Here is a 19,264-nt window from a genome sequence, read left to right as displayed (position 1 = left end):
GGTGCAACGGCCCAGGCACCCTCACTCACGGCTGGCACGGCATCAGCCTACGGCCGGTCCGGGTACGGCACCGGACATGACGGTGTTGGTGTCGGTGTTCGCCACGGCTACCGGCTGTTGCTCCTCTTGATGAAGAACACGACCAGGCCGACAACGAGCACGGCGGTCACGACGAGACAGCAGAGAACGCTGATGTGCCACGGCTTGATTGCACCCATGACCGGGCACGGTACCGGCAGTGTCGGCTGGCCGGGGCCCCGAGCGTGCGGGGGTGCGGGCATCCGGACGACCGTGACGCATCCGCTCAGGTACCAGGCCGATCGGACGTGTCCGCCGCCGCTCCTCGCTTGGGCTTGGCGGGTGGCGCGAGGGCGTAGCCGTCGTCGCGACGGACCACCATGGACAGTTCCTCCAGCAGCGACAGCTTGCGCAACGCCGTCCGTACGTCGACACCGGCGCGCGAGGAGAGCCGGTCCACACCCATCGCGCCTCGGCGGGGCAGCGCCTCCAGCAGCGACCGTGCGTCGTCGTCCAGCGCGTCGGTGGCACGCTGTGGTCCACGGGCCAGCGGGGCCAGGTCCGCGCCGATCCGGCCCACCTCTTCCAGCACGTGCGCCACCCCGGTGACCAGCCGGGCCTTGTCAGGGAACTCGCGCAGGAACTCGTGGGCGCCGACGGACATCGCCGAGGTCACCGGCCCCGGCACCACCATTGCCACCCGATTGCCGTGGATGGCCCGCCGTGCGGTCTGCGTCGCGCCACTGCGCGCCGACGCCTCCACCACGACGGTGCCCCGGGTGCCCGCGGCGATCACCCGGTTGCGGATCAGGAACCGGGGTCGCAGCGGCTCGGCACCGGGCGGCCACTCGCTGACCAGCAGCCCCGTCTCGGCGATCCGGTCGAAGAGCGCCGCGTTGCCCATCGGGTACGGACGGTCCAGCCCGCAGGCGAGCACCGCGACGGTCAGTCCACCCGCGGTGAGGGCGCCTCGGTGGGCGGCGGCGTCGATGCCGAAGGCGCCACCGGACACGACGGTCCAGTCCCGCTCTGCCAACCCGTACCCCAACTCGGTCGCGACGTGCTGCCCATAGCCGGTGGCGGCCCGCGCCCCCACCACGGCCACCGAACGATCCAGGGCCTCGCCGAGCTGCCAGCTTCCGCGTACCCAGAAACAGAGCGGCGGGGCGGTCTCGGCGTCCACCCGGCGGCTGGCGTCCGGCAGACGCAACGTGGCCAGGTCGGCAACCTGGGCCGGCCACTCCTCGTCGTCCGGCGTGACCAGCCGGGCGCCAAGTCGGCCCGCCCGCTCCAGGGCCTCCGCCGCCACCGCCCGCGCGTCGCCGGCCGCCGAGCGGGCGGCGACAGTGGTGTGCAGCCAGCCGTCCGGGCTGCCTCCGTCGAGCAGCAGTTCCAGGGTCGCCACCGGGCCGTGCCGGTCGACCAGGTGATGCACCGCGCGCGTGCCCGGCTCCGCCAACCAGGTCAGAGCGACCCGGGCCAGCCTGCGTTCCTCCTCGGCGCTCACGTCGCCTCCCCCGTCCGTAGTTGAAGCGCTTCCCGGACGTCGTCCCGGTCCGGCCGATTGCGACCGTCCAGATCAGCGATGGTCCAGGCCATCCGGATCACCCGGTCGAAGCCGCGCGCCGAGAGCGAGCCGGAGTCGAGCCGGCCACGCAGCTCGACGGTGACCCGGGCCGGCAGCCGCCACGGTGGTCGGCGCAGGTGCGGGCCCTCCACCTCGGCGTTGAGCCGCCGACCGAGGTCGGCCCAGCGGGTGGCCGCCGCCTGCCGGGCCGCCGCCACCCGGGCGGCGACCGTCGCCGAGGGCTCGACGTCGCCGTCGGTCGCCATCAGCTCGGCCGCCCGTACCGGATTCAGCTGCACCTGAACGTCGATCCGGTCGAGCAGCGGCCCGGAGAGTCTTCCCAGGTAACGGCGGCGGGCCAGCGGCGAACACTCGCAGTGCGCGTCACCGGCCGGCTTCGCGCACGGACAGGGGTTGGCGGCCAGCACCAACTGGGTGCGGGCCGGGTAGACGGTGCCGCCCCCGCTGCGGTTCAGTTGGATGCGGCCGTGCTCCAGCGGCTGGCGTAGCGCCTCCAGCGCACCCTTGCTGAATTCGGGAGCCTCATCCAGGAAGAGCACCCCGCGGTGTGCCAGCGACACCGCGCCGGGCCGGGCCAGCCCCGAGCCGCCACCGACAAGCGACGGCACGGTCGCGGTGTGGTGCGGCGCCTGGAACGGCGGGCGACGCAGCAACCGACCGCCCGGCGGCAGCAGCCCGGCGACCGAGTGCAGCGCGGTGACCTCCAGCGCCGCGTCGTCGTCCAGCTCGGGCAGGATCGACGGCAGTCGTTCGGCGAGCATCGTCTTGCCGGCGCCCGGCGGGCCGAGCAGTGCCACGTGGTGCCCGCCGGCCGCGGCGACCTCCAGGGCGCGCCGACCCATCTGCTGCCCAGCGACGTCGGCGAGATCCGGCCCACCGACCACCGGCGTCGGGATGTCCGCCGGTGGTTCGATCAGCGGGGTCCCGTCGCGGACGAAGGCGACGAGCCGGTGCAGGTTGTCCACCGCTCGCACCAGTACCCCGGGGATGACGGCGGCCTCGGCGGCGTTGCCGACCGGGACGATCACCCGCGTGACACCGGCCTGGGCCGCGGCGGCGACCATCGGGAGTACGCCGCGCACCGGCCGGACCGTCCCGTCGAGCCCCAGCTCGCCGAGGACCACCACCCCCTCCAGCGGGAGGAGCGGCAGCTCACCCGAGCCGCCCAGCAGCGCCGCGGCGATGGCCAGATCGAAGGCCGACCCGAATTTCGGCATTGTGGCGGGCAGCAGGTTGAGGGTGATCCGCCGGTTGGGCCAGCGCTGGCCGGAGTTGACCACGGCGGCGCGGACCCGGTCGCGGGCCTCGTGCAGGGCGGTGTCCGGCAGACCGGAGATCACCACCGCCGGCAGGCCGGCGGCCAGGTCGGCCTCCACCTCGACGAGGTGGCCGGTCACCCCGACCAGCCCCACGCAGAGCACCTTCGCGTAGCTCACGACGCGTCACCGATCCTCCGGGTACGCATGTCAGAACGCGCCCTTGAGGTGGTCGACCTGCGCCGGGCCGGCGTCGGGCAGCCGCACCGACAGCACGTCGAACCGCACCTCCTCGGCGGTCGTGCCGGTCTCGGTCAGCCACCGCGCGGCGAGCCCCCGCAGCCTGCGGGCCTTGGCCGGCACGACCGCCTCGGCCGGGGTGCCGAAGCCCTCACCCCGGCGGGTCTTGACCTCGCAGAAGGCGAGCACGGGCCCGTCCCACGCGATGATGTCGATCTCCCCGGCCGGGCAGCGCCAGTTCCGGGCGATGGGGCGCAGCCCCGCCTCGGTCAGGTGCCGGGCCGCGCACCGCTCGCCGTACGCCCCAACGGCCTGGTTCCGCTTCGTCATGGCCGGCACCGTGCCCGTCGGAGGGCGCTCACCGCGACCCGGCAACGGCCCAGCTGTGGACAACGGGTGAGCTGTGGACAACCAAACGATCATGCCCCCGGTGTGCTAACGGCGTTCGAGTCCGCTAGGGCGTCGGCCGCGCTCCACCGACGGGACCGCCATGATCAGGTGATGAGAAGTAGGTGTCAGAGCCACTGCTGGCCTGCTTTCCATCACTTGATCACGGTGTGGGCCCGCGCCACCTCGACGCGACGCCTGCCCCGCGCTGCCGGGGGACCGGTGGCGAGCTGCCGGCCGTGCTGAAATGGCGCGGGCGTGGCCTGTCGCATACGGTGCCTGACGTGGACGGACGACGGAGTTTTCCGGAAGATCAGGAGTCGCGCTGGTACCCCGACGAGCGGGGTCGCGGTTACGGCGAGTCGGAGTGGCGCGGCGCGGGCGAGCCGCGGTACCGGGACGGCGAGATTCCCGAGCAGCGCGGCGCGGAAGACGGCCGCTCCGTCGAGGACACCGGCGTCGGCCGACGCCGCGAGCCGGACTCGGGACGCTTCGGCGCCGTCGACGCGGGCCGCTTCGGCGGTCCGCCCGAGTCGGACTCCGGTCGTCTGAGCGCGGTGGACGTGGGCCGCTTCGGTCCGCCCGAGTCGGACTCGGGTCGTCTGAGCGCGGTGGACGTGGGCCGCTTCGGTACGCCCGAGTCGGACTCCGGTCGTTTCGGCGCCCTGGACGATCAGTCCGGTCGGTTCGGGGCGAGTGAGGCTGATTCGGGGCGTTTCGGCGCGGTCGACCCGTTGGGCGCCGCGCGGCCGGAGGCGGACGGTTACCGGGCCACCCGGTCGCGGCGAGCTGACCGGGACCCCTCGGAGACCTCCGGTGAGCTGCCCGGTCGCCGGGCCGCCCGCGAGACGACCACGGCGGGATCTCCGGTGCCCAGCGCGGCGCCGGAGACGTCCCGGGACAGTACGTCGACAGCGCCGGCCAGCGTGCTCACTGACCAGGCTCGTCCCGCTCCGCTCGGTGGGTACCCGATCGTCGAGCCGACCCGGGGCGGCGGCGACACGCCGCACCCGCTGGAGATGCCGACCGGCCCGATGCCGGGGATCGGCCCGCGACCCGACCTGTCCCCGGGCGAGCCCCCGGCGTATCCGCCGGCCGCCGATGGCGTCTATCGGACCCGTCGACCGGTGTTGGCCGTACTCTTCGCTCTGCTGGTGTTGGTCTTCGAGGTCCCGGCGCTGCGGGTGTTGCTGGCGGGCGTGACCGGTGATCCCGTGGACGCCGGGAACGTGGTGGTGGGTATCGCCCTGGTCGCCGGACTGCCGATCTTCGCGACCGGGCTGTACGGGCTACGAACCGGAGGTCTGGCGCTCGCCGACAACGGTCGGGGCTGGCTTCGCCCACCGACCGCCTACCTGACCGTCGGGCTGGTGCTCTTCGTGGCCGCCGCGCTCGCCGCCGGCTGACCCGCGACCGGGCCCCGGAGCGGCGCCCGCGCGCACCCCGGGGCAGCTGAACGGGTGAGGGGCGTACACTGGCCAACTGGCGACCGCCTCGTGCGGTCGACCTCGCGCGCCCTCTTCACGAATCGTCGTGGAGCGACGGCCTCCCTGGTCCCGATCTTGATCGGGTCCACCATGGGTCGGCGACCAGGCGCCAGGACGCCCGGCCACCGGCCGGGCGTGACAACCAGGGACCTTGAAGGAGTACCCCAACCATGGCCGTCGTGACCATGCGTCAGCTGCTGGAGAGCGGTGTCCACTTCGGGCACCAGACCCGGCGCTGGAACCCGAAGATGAAGCGCTTCATCATGACCGAGCGCAACGGCATCTACATCATCGACCTGCGCCAGACCCTCGAGTACATCGAGAAGGCGTACGAGTTCGTGCGTGGGACCGTCGCCGAGGGTGGCAGCATCCTGTTCGTCGGCACCAAGAAGCAGGCCCAGGAGGCGATTGCCGACCAGGCGACCCGGGTCGGCCAGCCGTACGTCAACCACCGCTGGCTCGGTGGCATGCTGACCAACTTCCAGACCGTGTACAAGCGGCTCCAGCGGATGAAGGAGCTGGAGGGCCTGGGTGACCTCAGCGGCACCGCCGCCGGTTACACCAAGAAGGAGACCCTGCAGCTCTCCCGCGAGAAGATCAAGCTGACCCGCACCCTCGGTGGCCTGCGGGACATGCAGAAGCTTCCCGCCGCGGTGTGGATCGTCGACACCAAGAAGGAGCACATCGCTGTCGACGAGGCCCGCAAGCTGGGCATCCCGGTCATCGCGGTGCTGGACACCAACTGTGACCCGGACGAGGTCGACTTCCCGATCCCGGGTAACGACGACGCGATCCGCTCGGCCGAGCTGCTGACCAAGGTCGTCGCCGCCGCCGTCGCGGATGGTCTGATCGCGCGTTCTGGCCGTCGCCGGGGCAACGACGAGAAGCCCGAGGGTGTCGCGAGCGACGAGCCGCTGACCGAGTGGGAGCGCGAGCTGCTCGAGCCGAAGAAGGCCGACGAGTCGGCCGCTCCGGCTGCTCCGGCTGCTCCGGCCGCCGCGGCCGAGCAGCCCGCCGCTGCCGCCGCCGAGCAGCCCGCCACCCCGGAGCAGCCGGCGCAGGCCGCCACCGAGCAGCCGGCCGCCGCCGCCGCGGAGTGATCGCACCGTCGCTGCCCCGCCGTCCGTTTTCGCGAACGGCGGGCAGCGACGGTACGCCGGGCACGATCCGCCCGGATCCGGGTAACCGGCACCTCTGACCATCCACACGCCGTCTCAACACCGAAGAGAGAGCCATGTCCCAAATCACCGCCGCGGACGTCAAGAAGCTCCGCGACCTCACCGGCGCCGGCATGATGGACAGCAAGAAGGCGCTGACCGAGGCCGAGGGCGACTTCGACAAGGCCGTCGAGATCCTGCGCGTCAAGGGCGCCAAGGACGTTGGCAAGCGGGCCGGCCGTACGGCCGCGAACGGCCTGGTCGCCCACTCCGGCAAGGCGCTGCTCGAGCTCAACTGCGAGACCGACTTCGTCGCCAAGACCGAGTCGTTCATCGCGCTGGGCCAGCAGCTGGTCGAGCACGGTGAGCGCGCCGGCGTGAACTCCGCCGAGGAGCTGCTCGCCTCCGAGCTCGACGGCAAGGTCATCGCGGACCTGATCCAGGAGCAGTCCGCCAAGATCGGCGAGAAGCTGGTGCTCAACCGGTTCGCCCGGGTCGAGGGCACCACCGCCGTCTACCTGCACCGCAAGGCCCAGGACCTGCCGCCGGCCGTTGGCGTGCTGGTGTCGTACACCGGCAAGACCGACGAGGCCGGCGACGCCGACGCCCGTGGTGTGGCCATGCAGATCGCCGCGATGCGGCCGAAGTACCTCACCCGGGACGAGGTTCCGGCTGAGGTCGTCGAGTCCGAGCGGCGCATCGCCGAGCAGACCGCCCGCGAGGAGAAGAAGCCCGAGGCGGCCCTGCCGAAGATCATCGAGGGTCGGGTGAACTCCTTCTTCAAGGACTTCGTCCTGATCGAGCAGTCGTCCGTCTCTGACAACAAGAAGTCGGTGAAGCAGCTGCTGGCCGAGGCCGGCATCGAGGTCACCCGCTTCGTGCGGTTCGAGGTCGGCCAGGCCTGAGCCGCCACCGGGCGCCGCGCGCGCCCGTGGGCAGGAGACATAAACGAGGAGGCCGCCGGTGTACGTGACAGGCACCGCGGCCTCCTCGTCACATAGGGTCGGCAGCGGCAGGTTCGCGGTACGCGCCGCACGGGGCGTGCGCGTGGGGAAGGGCGGGGCGGATGACGCAGGTTGTGAGTGACCGGACGCTGGAGCTGGACGATCCGACGGCACCACCGCCGGGACGTGCCCGCCGGGTGGTGCTGAAGCTCTCCGGCGAGGTCTTCGGTGGCGGCGCGATCGGCGTCGACCCGGACGTCGTCCAGGCCATCGCCCGGCAGATCGCCACAGTGGTCCGCCGCGGCGTGCAGGTTTCCGTGGTGGTTGGCGGCGGCAACTTCTTCCGCGGCGCGGAGCTGCAGAAGCGTGGGATGGACCGGGCCCGTGCCGACTACATGGGCATGCTCGGCACCGTGATGAACTGCCTCGCGCTCCAGGACTTCCTGGAGAAGGAGGGCATCGAGACCCGGGTGCAGAGCGCCATCACGATGGCCCAGGTCGCCGAGCCGTACATTCCGCTGCGGGCCATCCGGCACCTGGAGAAGGGCCGTGTGGTCATCTTCGGCGCCGGCGCGGGGATGCCGTACTTCTCCACCGACACGGTGGCCGCCCAGCGGGCGCTGGAGATCCGGGCCGACGTGGTGCTGATGAGCAAGAACGGCGTGGACGGCGTCTACACCGCCGACCCGCGGATCGACCCCACCGCCAGCAAGCTCGACTCGATCACCTTCTCCGAGGCGCTGCGCCGCAACCTGCGGGTGGCCGACGCGGCGGCGTTCAGCCTCTGTATGGAGAACGGCCTGCCGATGCTGGTCTTCGGCGCGCAGGGTGACGACACCATCATCCGCGCGGTGGGTGGCGACAAGATCGGCACCCTGATCACCGCCTGAGTCCCGCCGACGGCGACGACAGCAGCGGTCTGACGACTTTCAGCAGAGCCCACGACGAGCACAGAAGGAGGCGAGGAGACCGGTGATCGACGACACCCTCCTCGAGGCCGAGGAAAAGATGGAGCGTGCGGTTGAGCACGCCAAGGAGGAGTTCGGCGCCATCCGTACCGGTCGCGCCAACGCCGCCATGTTCTCCAAGGTCATCATCGACTACTACGGCACGCCCACGCCGCTGACGCAGATGGCGTCCATCGCGGTCCCCGAGCCGCGGATGGCCATCATCAAGCCGTACGACAACTCGCAGATCAACGCGATGGAGAAGGCGATCCGCGACTCGGACCTCGGGGTGAACCCGAACAACGAGGGCAACCAGCTGCGCATCCTGCTCCCGCAGATGACCGAGGAACGCCGCCGCGACATGATCAAGGTGGCTCGGCACAAGGGCGAGGAGGCCAAGGTGGCGATCCGCAACGTCCGCCGCCGTGGCAAGGAGGAGCTGGACCGGATCGTCAAGGACGGCGAGGCCGGCGAGGACGACGGTCGCCGTGCCGAGAAGGAACTCGACGACCTGACCCAGCGGTACGTGGCCAGCATCGACGACCTGGTGAAGCACAAGGAAACCGAGCTACTCGAGGTGTGATCGTCCGCCGGTCGGACGGATTGCGACGCTCCGAGGCCCGTTCCCGACGTCGGGAACGGGCCTCGTGCCGTAGATCAGCCGAGTCTGCCGTACCGGATGGGTCTGCGTCGCTGGCGGGCGGCCTGGCGGCGAGGGGTGGCGTCCGAAGGCGTGCCTCGTCCGCCGTGCCGATCCGGTGTGTGCAGTAGGCTCGGCAGGATTCCCGGCCACCGGGTGGTGAACACCGGGGATCGACCGACCGTCGGGGCGGTCAATCGGAGGAACATCGCACGTGTAGGGGATGCTTGTGGTCTTGCGTCATGTGGTGGGTCTCGTGTCGCCTCGCGGTGCGTGATGTCCCACCCCGACCCCTACGGTAGCGAGCCTCGCGGCTGGGACCGGCCGGAGCGCCCGGTGGCGCTGCCCTGGCCGGAGCAGGAGCTGGAGGCCGGCCAGTGGAGCCGCCGTCCGGCCGCCGGCCCTGAGCTGTACGCCGACCCGCACGCCCGACCGTACGCCGACCCGCACGCCGCGGATCCGTACGACGAGCGTGGCCGCCCGGTCCGACCGGATGATCGTTTCGACGACCGTGACCGGCACGATCGTTTCGACGACCTCGACCGGCACGTGGACGACCGCAACCAGCCCGACCGGTACGACGACCGGGGTCGCGGTGACCGGTACCCGGACCGACCTCCCGCCGCCGGCGACGGGCCGCCCCGTTACGACGGCCCGGACCGTGTGCGTTTCGACGAGCCGAGCCATCCGGCCCGCCTCGACGACCCGGGGTACCCGACCGAGCAGCTCGCGCCCGTCCGGGCGGAGGTGGCGCCGGACGAGGCTCCGACGACCGGTCGACGGCCGAAGGGCCGGCGTCGGGCCAGTCTCGACCGACCTGCCACCCAGCAGCTGGGCAACGGCCGGGCCGGGCGCAACCTTCCTGCGGCGATCGGGGTCGGCCTCGGCCTCGGCGCGCTGATCGTGGTGCCGCTTGTCGTCTACCCGTTGGCGTTCCTGCCGGTGATCGCCGCCGCGGTCGCCGTCGGCATGTGGGAGATGGCCCGCGCGGTCCGGCGCAGCGGTGCGCACCCGCCGCTGGTGCCACTGATCGGCGGTGGCGTGTTGACAGTGGGTCTGGCCTGGTACGCCGGCCCGGACGCGCTCAGCCTGGGGCTGCTGGTCACGGTGCTGGGCACCATGATCTGGCGGTTGGGTGACGGGCCGGCCGGCTTCCAGCGGGATCTCACCGCGGCCACCCTGATCGCCGTCTACGTGCCGTTCCTCGCCGGTTTCGCGGCGTTGCTGGCGGCGGCCCCCGGCGACGGCCACCTGCGCATCCTGGCCACGCTGATCGGGGTGGTCCTCTCCGACACCGGTGGGTACGCCGCCGGCGTCTCCTTCGGCCGTCACCCGATGGCCCCGTCGATCAGCCCGAAGAAGTCCTGGGAGGGCTTCGCCGGCTCGGTCACCGCGGCGGCCCTGGGTAGCGCGTTGCTGCTGTGGCTGATGTTCGAGGTGGCCCCCTGGTGGGGTGCGCTGTTCGGGGTGGCCGTCTCCTGCGCGGCGGTCCTCGGCGACCTGGCCGAGTCGATGATCAAGCGGGATCTCGGCGTGAAGGACATGAGTAACCTGCTGCCCGGCCACGGCGGTCTGATGGACCGACTGGACTCGATTCTGTTCGCGGTGCCGACGGCCTACCTGCTGTTGGCGGTCCTCGTGCCGGTGGTGAGCTGAGGTATGAATCACGGCTACCTGGCCATCCGGCTGCGGCGGTCGCAGCCCGTTCGACACCTCCGGACCGGCATCCGCCGCAGACGGCGTGACACACTGGACCAGCCATGACGAGCCTGCCCCTGATCCCCGCCATCTCGGTCGCCCCCGCCGCGCGCCGGGCCTCCATGCCTCCTCAGCACCTCGCTGACCTGGACCTGGCCGGCCGCCAGGCGTTGGTCACCGGGCTGGGGGAGCCGGCCTTCCGCGCCAAGCAGATCTCCAACCACTACTTCGGGCGGTTGGTCCGCGACCCGCAGGCGATGACCGATCTTCCCGCGGCGACCCGGGAGCGGCTGGCCGACCAGTTGCTGCCGACGTTGCTCAACCCGGTTCGCGAGCTGGCCTGCGACGACGGCGCGACCCGCAAGGCGCTCTGGCGGCTGCACGACGGTGCGCTGGTGGAGAGCGTGCTGATGGGCTACCCGGACCGGGTGACCGTCTGCATCTCCAGCCAGGCGGGTTGCGGCATGGCCTGTCCGTTCTGCGCGACCGGCCAGGCCGGGCTGACCCGCAACCTGTCGACGGCGGAGATCGTCGACCAGGCGGTGTACATGGCCGGGGTGGCTGCCTCCGGCGTGGTCGCTGGTTCCCCGCCGAGGCTGTCGCGTGTCGTCTTCATGGGCATGGGCGAGCCGCTGGCCAACTACAACCGGGTGATCGCGGCGATCCGTCGGCTGGTCAGCCCGGCCCCGGAGGGGCTCGGCCTGTCCCAGCGGCACATCACCGTTTCCACGGTCGGCCTGGTTCCGGCCATCCGCCGACTGGCCAGCGAAGACCTCTCAGTGACCCTTGCGTTGTCGTTGCACGCGCCCGATGATGATCTGCGCGACGAACTCGTGCCGGTAAACCAGCGCTGGAAGGTAGCCGAGGTGCTGGACGCAGCGTGGGACTACGCCGCCCGGACGGGCCGTCGCGTGTCGATCGAGTACGCGATGATCAAGGACGTGAACGACCAGCCGTGGCGAGCCGACCTGCTCGGACGGCTGCTGGCCGGCAAATTGGCGCACGTGAACCTCATTCCGCTCAATCCGACGCCGGGCAGCCGCTGGGACGCGAGCCCGAAGCCGGTCGAGCGGGAGTTCGTCCGGCGGTTGCGCGATGCCGGGGTGTCCACCACAGTTCGGGACACCCGAGGTCGCGAGATCGACGGCGCGTGTGGCCAGCTCGCCGCCGCCGAGGACAACGACACCTTCACCGACCGCGCCGGAGAGGCACCGGCGTGACCGGGCGTGGCGAACGAGACCAGGAGACATAGTGGCGAGTCAGGGTCAGCGTTTCCGGCGCAAGGCGCTCCGCCGGGGATACAAGGTCGACGAGGTGGATGCCTTCCTCGACCGGGTCGAGGCGACGCTCGACGGCCGACAGGTCGGCGCCCCGGTGGCCTCCCAGGAGGTTCACGACGTCGTCTTCCGGGTCCGCTTCAACGGCTACGACGAGTGGCAGGTCGACCTGCACCTGGATCGGGTCGAGCGGCAGCTGGCCGAGCTGGAGGAGCGCAACAACGCCGGGCGCGGTGCCGACCCCCGGATGGGTGACCGGATGGGCCCACCGGACCGGATGGGTCCGCCGATGCGTGACGACCGGGGCATGGTTCCGCAGCCGATGCCGCCCCGGCCGATGCCCGCGCAGGCCGGCCCGCCCTACGGTCGCTACGACGAGCCGACAGGTGCCTTCGCCGGCGGGTACGACGCCCCTCGCGGCGGTGGTTACGACGCGCCACGTGGCCCGGCCGGGCCCCCGATGGGTCCCGGTGGCCCGATGGGCCCCGGCCCGATGGGTGGCCACGGCATGCCGCAGCGCGGCCTGCCCGCCGGCCCCAGTGGGTATGGCCCGGACGACCAGCGCGCCCCCGGTGGGTACGGCCCGGACGACCAGCGCTCACCCGGTGGGTACGGCCCGGATGATCAGCGCGGCGGGTACGGCCCCGACGACCAGCGGGCGCCCGGCGGTTATCCGCCGCCGCCGGAGGAGCCGCGCTTCGACGGCTTCGAGGCCGGGCGGCACGGTCGCGCCGACATGACGGCCGAGATCCGGATGCCGGAGCGGGACCTGCGCGACATGCGCCGTGGTCCGGCCGGTCCGCCTCCGTTGCCGCAGCAGGGCATGGGTGGTCCGCCGATGGCCGGCCCGCCCGCGGTGGCCGGCCCGCCGATGGGTGGCCCGCCCATGGGTGGTCCCCCGATGGGTGGTCCGCCGATGGCCGGTCCGCCCGGCAGCGACCTGTACCGGGTGGACCAGATCCGCCGTAGCTTCCAGGTGCGCCGGTTCGGCAGCGGGTACGACCCCGACCAGGTGGACCGGTTCTTCGACACCCTGCTCGGCGGCATGCAGCGCCGCAACCCGATGCCTGTCGACCCGAAGGACCTGGACACGCTCCGGTTCGGCCTGGTGCCGGGTGGCTACTTCGAGGCCGAGGTCGACGCCGCGCTCAAGGACGTGCAGGACATCCTCTTCGGCCGCTGACCCCGACGCGTACGGACGAGGGCCCGTCCCCCGGGTGGGGGCGGGCCCTCGGCGTACGTCGGCCGGTCGTCCGGCGGTGGGTCGGATCAGGAGCGCAGACCACTGCGCCGCAGCACGATGTCGCCGATCACGATGATCAGCAGCAGCGCGGCCAGGCCGATCAGCCAGATGTCCTCGACCTTGCCCTCGTGGTTGCCGCAGATCATCGCCAGCAGCGCCAGTGCGGACAGCACGGCGCCGATCTGCCCGGCCTTGCGGTGCCCGGGCTTGTGCTGGTCTGGCGACGTTACCGGCTCGCTTCCTGCCACTGTCGGTCCTTCCCTCGCGATCGGATCTTTGGTTAGTCTGGCACGCCTCGTGCGCGACGCGGTGGGGTGGGGGTTTCCTGGCCATCGGCCCTCCCCAGCCGGGCTGGATGGCACTACCGGCGTCGCGGGGCGGTGGTCAGACTCGCTCCGGTAGCGTTTGGCGTACACCTGATTGTCTGTTTGAGGGGGACTGTGCGGTGCGAGTGACCGGAACCGGGCACGCCAGCATGCGGATCGACACGGCCGCGGGCAGCATCCTGTGCGACCCGTGGGTCAACCCGGCCTACTTCGCGTCGTGGTTTCCTTTTCCGGACAATTCCCTGCTGGACTGGGAGAGCCTGGGGCAGGTCGACTACCTGTACGTCTCCCACCTGCACCGGGACCACTTCGACGCGAAGCACCTGCGGGACTTCGTCTCCAAGGACGCGACTGTCCTGCTCCCCGAGTTCCCCACCTCGGAGATGGAGGACGAGTTCCGTGCGTTGGGCTTCACCAAGTTCCTGAAGGCGCCCAACGAGCAGGTGGTGGAGCTGCCCGGCGGCCTCAAGATCATGATTCAGGCGCTGACCAGCCCGACCGACGGACCGATCGGCGACTCGTCGCTCTGGGTCGAGCACGACGGGGTGCGGCTGCTCAACCAGAACGACGCCCGCCCCACCGACCTGAGCGTCTTCGCCGAGCTGGGGCACGTGCACGCGCACCTGCTCCAGTTCTCCGGCGCGATCTGGTACCCGATGGTCTACGAGCTGCCGCAGGCGGCGAAGACCGCGTTCGGCAAGCAGAAGCGTGACCGGCAGTTCGACCGGACCTGGCGCTACATCGACGACCTGAAGGCGTCGCACGTCTTCCCGATCGCCGGCCCGCCGTGCTTCCTGGACGACGCCCTGTGGCAGTTCAACGACATCCATGGCGACGAGGGCAACATCTTCCCCGACCAGTCCGTCTTCCTGTCGGAGTACGCCAAGGTCGGCGGCACCAACGGGATCGTGCTGCTGCCGGGCAGCGTCGCCGAGGTCACCACCGAGGGCGCGAGCACCACCCACCCGGTGCCGGTGGAGGAGTTCTTCGCGAACAAGGTCGCGCACCTGGAGGAGATGCGGGAGCGCAAGCGCCCGATCATCGAGGCGGAGAAGGCGTCCTGGCGGCACCCCGAGGTGGACGTGCTCGGCGAGATGAAGCGTCGGATCGAGCCGCTGCTCGACGAGTCGATCTACCTGGCCAAGGGGGTCGGCGGCCCGGTCCGTTTCGACCTGGTCGGCACCGATGGCACGGGCGGCGAGACGATTGAATCGATCGTTGTGGACTTCCCCGGCAAGGAGGTCCGGCCGTACGCGGACGAGAAGGTGCGCTACCGCTTCCGGATGGAGCGGTCGCTGATCGAGCACCTGCTCTTCATCGACGAGGTGGACTGGGTCAACTCGCTCTTCCTGTCCTGCCGATTCTCGGCGGCCCGGATCGGCCAGTACAACGAGTTCGTCTACGCGTTCTTCAAGTGCCTCTCCGAGGAGCGACTCCAGTACGCCGAGGGCTGGTACGACGAGCACGAGCGCAGCACCGACGCCGAGGACATCACGTTGGGCGACTGGGTGGTGCAGCGGCGGTGCCCGCACCTGAAGGCGGATCTGACCCGCTTCGGCATCGTCGACGGTGACCAGCTCACCTGCCAGCTGCACGGCTGGAAGTTCGACCTCCCCTCTGGCCGCTGCCTGACCAGTGTCGGCCACAAGGTCCGAGCCCACCGGGTAGACGCGGAAACCCCCGCCCCCGCCGGCGAGGCAGTGATCTGACCCGCCCGGTTGATCATGAAGTTATTGTCACGACACGCCGCCACGGCGGGCAATAACTTCATGATCGACGGCGCTAGGCCGGGGGGCCGGGGCCAGGGGTCAGGGGCCAGGGGTTAGGCGCCCAGGTCGGTGAGGATTCGGCGGGCGGCGTTGTGGCCGGCCGCGCCGATGACGCTGCCGGCCGGGTGGCAGCCGGCGCTGCCGGCGTACACGCCGTCGATGCCTGTGGCGTAGGGCATCCGGTCGGTGAACGAGACGGTGTTGTCGACGTGGTGGATGTGCCCCCCGGTGATGCCGAAGTGCTCCTCGATGCCGGGCGGCGGCAGCGGCACCGCGTCGGCGATCAGGTCGGCGGTGCCGGGGGCGTACCGCTCGACGATCCCGATGAGCCGATCGACGTAGCCGGGCAGCTCCGCGTCCCAGGTCGTGCCGGCCAGCTCGTAGGGGACGGACTGGACGAAGAGCGCCGACGAGTGGTGCCCGGCCGCGTCGGAGAGCGACGGATCGACTGTGGTGTGCAGGTACCACTCGATGGTGGGCTCCGCCGGCAGTAGCCCGGCCTGCACGTCCGCCCACATCGCCCGCAGCGCGGTCATCGGCGACGCCGCCGCCCCGCCGACCAGCGACGCCGACCCGGGCAGCAGGTGGATGGTCGAGCCGAACGGGCTCGGCGTACCGTCCGGCAGGCAGGCGAACCGCGGCAGCCCGGTGAGCGCCAGGTTCAGCTTGAGGGTGGTGCCGGGCCGGCGGACCGCCGCCATCCGTTCGCCGAGCCGCGCCGGGAGCGCGCCGTCGGGCAACAGGTCCATCAGCCGGTACGGGTCACACGCGCCGAGCACCACCCGGGTGGCGACCTCTCGACCGTCGGCCAGCACCACTCCGCTCGCCGCGCCGCCGTCCACTGTCACCGCTCGCACCGGCGTACCGGTCCGGATGGTCGCTCCGGCGGCGCGCGCGGCCTCGGCGAACGTCCGGGAGACCGTGCCCATCCCACCCTCGGCGATCATCCAGGTGCCGCCGGAGCCGGGGAGTCTGCACATGTTGTGGACGAGGAAGTTGTGGCCGGTGCCGGGGTCGTCCGGGCCGGCGTTGAGCCCGGACAGGCCGTCGGTGACCGCGTACATGCTGACCAGCAGCTCGGAGCGGAACTCGAACCGGGCCAGGTAGTCGGCGACGGAGCCCTGCACGAGGTCGACGAAGACCTGACGCAGCGCCGGGCGGATGTGCCGCTCGGCGGTCTCCTGGACGCTCAGCGGCTCCGCCAGCCAGGCCGGGGCGAGGTCTTCCCGCAGCGCGGCCAGCTCGGCCTGCATGGCGTCGTCGGCGGCCACGTCGGCGGGGGAGAAGAACTCGGCGAGCTGCGCCCGGGTGGCGGCGGTGTCACTGCCGAAGAGGAGGTACGGCGAGCCGAGGCCGCCCGGGGTGGGGAGGAAGTAGTGCGGGTCGCGGCGCAGCACCGGGATCCGTACGTCGAGGGTGGCGAGCAGCTCCGGGGGCATCAGCCCGAGCAGGTACGAGCCGGTGGAGTGGCGCAGCCCCGGCACCTTCGGGAACGGGTTCTCGGTACGGGTCGCGCCGCCGATCACGTCGGCGGCCTCCAACACGAGGACGTCCAGGCCGGCACGGGCCAGCAGGACCGCGGAGACCAGACCGTTGTGCCCCGCACCGACGATCACGACGTCGACGCGGGCCGGAATCTCACTGCTCATGCCGCGGCAGCCTAGTCCGCCTCGCCGGACCGGTCACCAGTTCCGCGCACGTCCTCGGTGATCACTGGTAGGTGGAGGGTGAAGGTGGAGCCTTGGGCGGGGGTGCTGGTGGCGCTGACCGTGCCGCCGTGGGCCTCGGTGAGCTTGCGCACGATGGCGAGGCCCAGGCCGCTGCCGCCGGTCTGTCGACTCCGGGACTTCTCGGCCCGCCAGAAGCGGTCGAAGACCCGGGGCAGGTCCTCGGCGCTGATACCGCTGCCGGTGTCGGCCACGGAGACGACGACCCCGGCGTCGGTCGGGCCGGCGCTGATCGTCACGCGCCCGCCCGACGGGGTGTGCCGTACCGCGTTGGCGACCAGGTTGCCGACGGCCTGGCGGAGCCGCACCGGGTCGGCGTCCACCTGCGGGTCGGCCTCCGTGCGTACCGCGATGGTGACGCCGACCCGGTCGGCCTGGGCCCGGTGCGCCTCCGCGACCTGGCTGAGCAGGTCGGTGAGGTAGACCTGTTCGCGGTGCAGCCGCAGCGCGCCCGCGTCGGCCTCGGCCAGGTCCTGCAGGTCGGTGATCACATGCTGGAGCACTGTCGCCTCCTCCAGCAGTGAGGAGAGCAGCCGGCGGTCGGGGGCCGCGACGCCGTCCTCGACCGCCTCGAGCCAGCCCCGGATGTTGCTCACCGGCGTACGCATCTCGTGGGCGATGTCGCTGACCATGGCCCGGCGCAGCTGCTCCAGCCGTTCCCGCCGTTCGGCCATGTCGTTGAAGACCTCGGCCAGCCGGGCGATCTCGTCGCGGCCGGTCACCCGGACCCGGGCGGAGCCGTCGCCGTCGCGCATCCGCTGGGCCGCCCCGGTCAGGGCGTGCAGCGGGCGGGTCAGCCGGATGCCGGCGAGGACTGTGAAGCCGATCGTCACGAGCAGGACGAGACCGGCGACCGCGACGATGCGGGTCTGGTTGGCGGGGGAGAGGTCGAAGGTGGTCGAGGGACGACCGCCCGGGTCGGTGACGAAGAGTGTCGCGGCCGGGGCCACGTACGGGAGGAGTTGTTCGCGTCGACTGGTGCCGACGCAGGCGCTGATCGCACGGTTGTGCTCCTGGTCGACGCCGGCCGCGCTGCGGGAGTCGGGTGCGCTGGCCGCCGGCTGCCTCGTCCAGGTCCAGTTCAGGTCGACCTGCACGGCGGGCAGGCGCCGCCGCGCCAGGCAGGTGTTCACCAGGGCGTTGAGCTGGGCGAGTGCCTTGCCCTCGGTGGCCGTACGGGTCGCGAGATCCTCTCTCAACTGGCCGCAGGCGGCACTGTCGGCGAGGTCGGTGCCGGGGGTCTCGATCCGTGGGCGGCCGGTGGGCCCGTCCACGACTGTGGCGTCGATCTGCGCCCGCAGCCGCAGACACTGGACGGCCTTGGCAGCCTTGTCGCGCAGTGCGGCGCGCTCCTCGGGCGGGAGCAGGTACGGCCCGGTGGTGCGCGGGTCGATGCGGCTGGTGCCGCTGTCACCGCTGTTCGGCGGGGTGGTTCCGGGCATCAGGGCGGTGTCGACGGCGAGCGCGTCGACGGTCGCGGACGACGTCGTCGGCAACGGGCCCGCGCCGGGTGCCGAGTCCGCGATCGGCGCACCGGTGTCGGTGGTCAGGGCGATCCGCCGGCCGACGTCCCGCGCGAGCGGCCGAACGGCGGCGTCGACCCCGTCCCAGTTCGGGTGGGTCGCCGCGTACGCGAGCACTGTGTCGTAGATGCGCGCGTCGTCGGCGAGCGCCTGGCCCTGCTCCTGCCGGATCGCTCCGGTGGTGGTGCGGACGGCCAGCCACGCGGTCGCCGCGATCGAGCCGACGGCGATGAGGACGGCAAGCGCCAGCAGCCGGAGCAGCAGGCTGCGGCGCAGCGGAACCTCACGTGACACGGGGTGACTCTTCGACCAACTTGTATCCGATCCCGTACACGGTCACCAGCCGGGCCGGCTTGCGCGGGTTCGGCTCGATCTTCCGGCGGAGGTTCATGATGTGCACGTCGACGGTCCGGTTGGTGATGTACCTGTCGAACCCGTGCAGGTAGCCCAGGAGTTGGTCCCGGGTGAACGCCCGGGCGGGCTGGGCGGCCATCGCCTGGAGCAGCTGGAACTCGCCAGGGGTGCAGTCGACGAGTCGTCCGTCGCTGCGTACTTCGTGGCGTACCGGGTCGACGTGCACGGCGCCGACCCGCAGCACCGGGTCCGCCTGCGTCCGCTGGCCCCGGCGTAAGAGGCTGCGGGCCCGGGCGACCAGCTCACGCGGGCTGTACGGCTTCGTCATGTAGTCGTCGGCGCCCAGGTCGAGGCCGAGCAGCAGGTCGTCCTCGGTCGACCGGGCGGTCAGCATGAGCACCGGCAGGTCGGACTCCCGGCGCAGGATGCGACAGACGTCCAGGCCGTCGACCTTCGGCATCATCACGTCGAGGACCAGTAGCGCCGGGGGCCGCTGACGGATCTGCTCCAGGGCGGCCCGCCCGTCGGCCACCACGACCACCTCGTGCCCCTCGCGTTCCAGATACCGGCGCGCCAACTCGGCCTGCTTCTGGTCGTCCTCGGCTACCAGCACGTACGCACACACGGCAGCGACTGTACGTGGCCCCGACCGGGTCCGGCAGTGCCGCTGAGCTGGGGCTACC

At 71.7% G+C, this 19,264-nt stretch carries 16 protein-coding genes; 9 read left to right on the top strand and 7 right to left on the bottom strand.

The window, feature by feature from the left end:
• Positions 1-304 precede the first annotated feature (304 nt).
• The 3 genes from IW248_RS18260 to IW248_RS18250 are packed head-to-tail and all read right to left on the bottom strand — an operon-like array spanning position 305 to position 3,432.
• Positions 305-1,525, bottom strand: coding sequence for a DNA-processing protein DprA (locus IW248_RS18260; protein WP_196927968.1), 1,221 nt, complete (start codon positions 1,523-1,525; stop codon positions 305-307).
• Complete coding sequence (locus IW248_RS18255) at positions 1,522-3,042, bottom strand: YifB family Mg chelatase-like AAA ATPase (RefSeq protein ID WP_196927967.1); 1,521 nt, start codon at positions 3,040-3,042, stop codon at positions 1,522-1,524. The genes IW248_RS18260 and IW248_RS18255 overlap by 4 nt, the downstream gene beginning before the upstream one ends.
• A gap of 30 nt (positions 3,043-3,072) precedes the next feature.
• Positions 3,073-3,432, bottom strand: a complete 360-nt coding sequence (locus IW248_RS18250) for a YraN family protein (RefSeq protein ID WP_124817753.1) — start codon at positions 3,430-3,432, stop codon at positions 3,073-3,075.
• Positions 3,433-3,764: 332 nt separating this feature from the next.
• Here IW248_RS18250 and IW248_RS18245 point away from each other — a divergent pair, with 332 nt between their 5' ends.
• The 8 genes from IW248_RS18245 (at position 3,765) to IW248_RS18210 (ending at position 12,822) form a co-directional block, all read left to right on the top strand.
• Entirely contained in the window at positions 3,765-4,895 is a 1,131-nt protein-coding gene (locus tag IW248_RS18245) for a hypothetical protein (protein ID WP_196927966.1), read from the top strand.
• A gap of 251 nt (positions 4,896-5,146) precedes the next feature.
• Entirely contained in the window at positions 5,147-6,076 is a 930-nt protein-coding gene (gene rpsB, locus IW248_RS18240) for a 30S ribosomal protein S2 (RefSeq protein ID WP_196927965.1), read from the top strand.
• Positions 6,077-6,210: 134 nt separating this feature from the next.
• Entirely contained in the window at positions 6,211-7,038 is an 828-nt protein-coding gene (gene tsf, locus IW248_RS18235) for a translation elongation factor Ts (protein WP_196927964.1), read from the top strand.
• A 161-nt stretch (positions 7,039-7,199) separates the two neighbouring features.
• The gene (gene pyrH / locus IW248_RS18230; RefSeq protein WP_030487501.1) at positions 7,200-7,967 is read left to right on the top strand and encodes a UMP kinase; all 768 of its coding nucleotides are present in this window, start codon (positions 7,200-7,202) and stop codon (positions 7,965-7,967) included.
• 82 nt (positions 7,968-8,049) lie between these two features.
• A complete protein-coding gene (gene frr, locus IW248_RS18225; RefSeq protein WP_088946658.1) occupies positions 8,050-8,607 on the top strand; it encodes a ribosome recycling factor in 558 nt (185 codons plus the stop codon).
• Between the two features lie 333 nt (positions 8,608-8,940).
• Positions 8,941-10,320 (top strand): phosphatidate cytidylyltransferase, encoded by a 1,380-nt coding sequence (locus tag IW248_RS18220; RefSeq protein ID WP_196927963.1) that lies wholly within the window; start codon positions 8,941-8,943, stop codon positions 10,318-10,320.
• 104 nt (positions 10,321-10,424) lie between these two features.
• Positions 10,425-11,582 (top strand): dual-specificity RNA methyltransferase RlmN, encoded by a 1,158-nt coding sequence (gene rlmN / locus IW248_RS18215; protein WP_196927962.1) that lies wholly within the window; start codon positions 10,425-10,427, stop codon positions 11,580-11,582.
• A 31-nt stretch (positions 11,583-11,613) separates the two neighbouring features.
• Positions 11,614-12,822, top strand: a complete 1,209-nt coding sequence (locus IW248_RS18210; RefSeq protein WP_124817952.1) for a DivIVA domain-containing protein — start codon at positions 11,614-11,616, stop codon at positions 12,820-12,822.
• A gap of 86 nt (positions 12,823-12,908) precedes the next feature.
• Here IW248_RS18210 and IW248_RS18205 read toward each other — a convergent pair whose 3' ends face one another.
• Positions 12,909-13,130 (bottom strand): DUF2631 domain-containing protein, encoded by a 222-nt coding sequence (locus IW248_RS18205; protein ID WP_124817950.1) that lies wholly within the window; start codon positions 13,128-13,130, stop codon positions 12,909-12,911.
• Positions 13,131-13,327: 197 nt separating this feature from the next.
• Here IW248_RS18205 and IW248_RS18200 point away from each other — a divergent pair, with 197 nt between their 5' ends.
• Positions 13,328-14,917, top strand: a complete 1,590-nt coding sequence (locus IW248_RS18200) for a Rieske 2Fe-2S domain-containing protein (RefSeq protein ID WP_196927961.1) — start codon at positions 13,328-13,330, stop codon at positions 14,915-14,917.
• A gap of 113 nt (positions 14,918-15,030) precedes the next feature.
• Here IW248_RS18200 and IW248_RS18195 read toward each other — a convergent pair whose 3' ends face one another.
• From IW248_RS18195 to IW248_RS18185, 3 genes are read right to left on the bottom strand one after another with little or no spacing between them, the layout of a single operon-like run.
• The gene (locus tag IW248_RS18195; RefSeq protein WP_196927960.1) at positions 15,031-16,626 is read right to left on the bottom strand and encodes a phytoene desaturase family protein; all 1,596 of its coding nucleotides are present in this window, start codon (positions 16,624-16,626) and stop codon (positions 15,031-15,033) included.
• Between the two features lie 11 nt (positions 16,627-16,637).
• Positions 16,638-18,521, bottom strand: a complete 1,884-nt coding sequence (locus tag IW248_RS18190; RefSeq protein WP_307788047.1) for a HAMP domain-containing sensor histidine kinase — start codon at positions 18,519-18,521, stop codon at positions 16,638-16,640.
• Positions 18,511-19,206 carry a response regulator transcription factor gene (locus IW248_RS18185; RefSeq protein WP_196927959.1) on the bottom strand — a complete coding sequence of 232 codons (696 nt, stop codon included), beginning with the start codon at positions 19,204-19,206 and terminating at the stop codon, positions 18,511-18,513. The genes IW248_RS18190 and IW248_RS18185 overlap by 11 nt, the downstream gene beginning before the upstream one ends.
• Between the last annotated feature and the right edge of the window lie 58 nt (positions 19,207-19,264).

Origin of the sequence: Micromonospora ureilytica (genome assembly GCF_015751765.1) — a bacterium.
Taxonomy (GTDB): domain Bacteria; phylum Actinomycetota; class Actinomycetes; order Mycobacteriales; family Micromonosporaceae; genus Micromonospora; species Micromonospora ureilytica.
The sequence above is the reverse complement of the archived record's forward strand: the minus strand, read 5'-3'. Positions and strand labels throughout refer to the sequence as shown.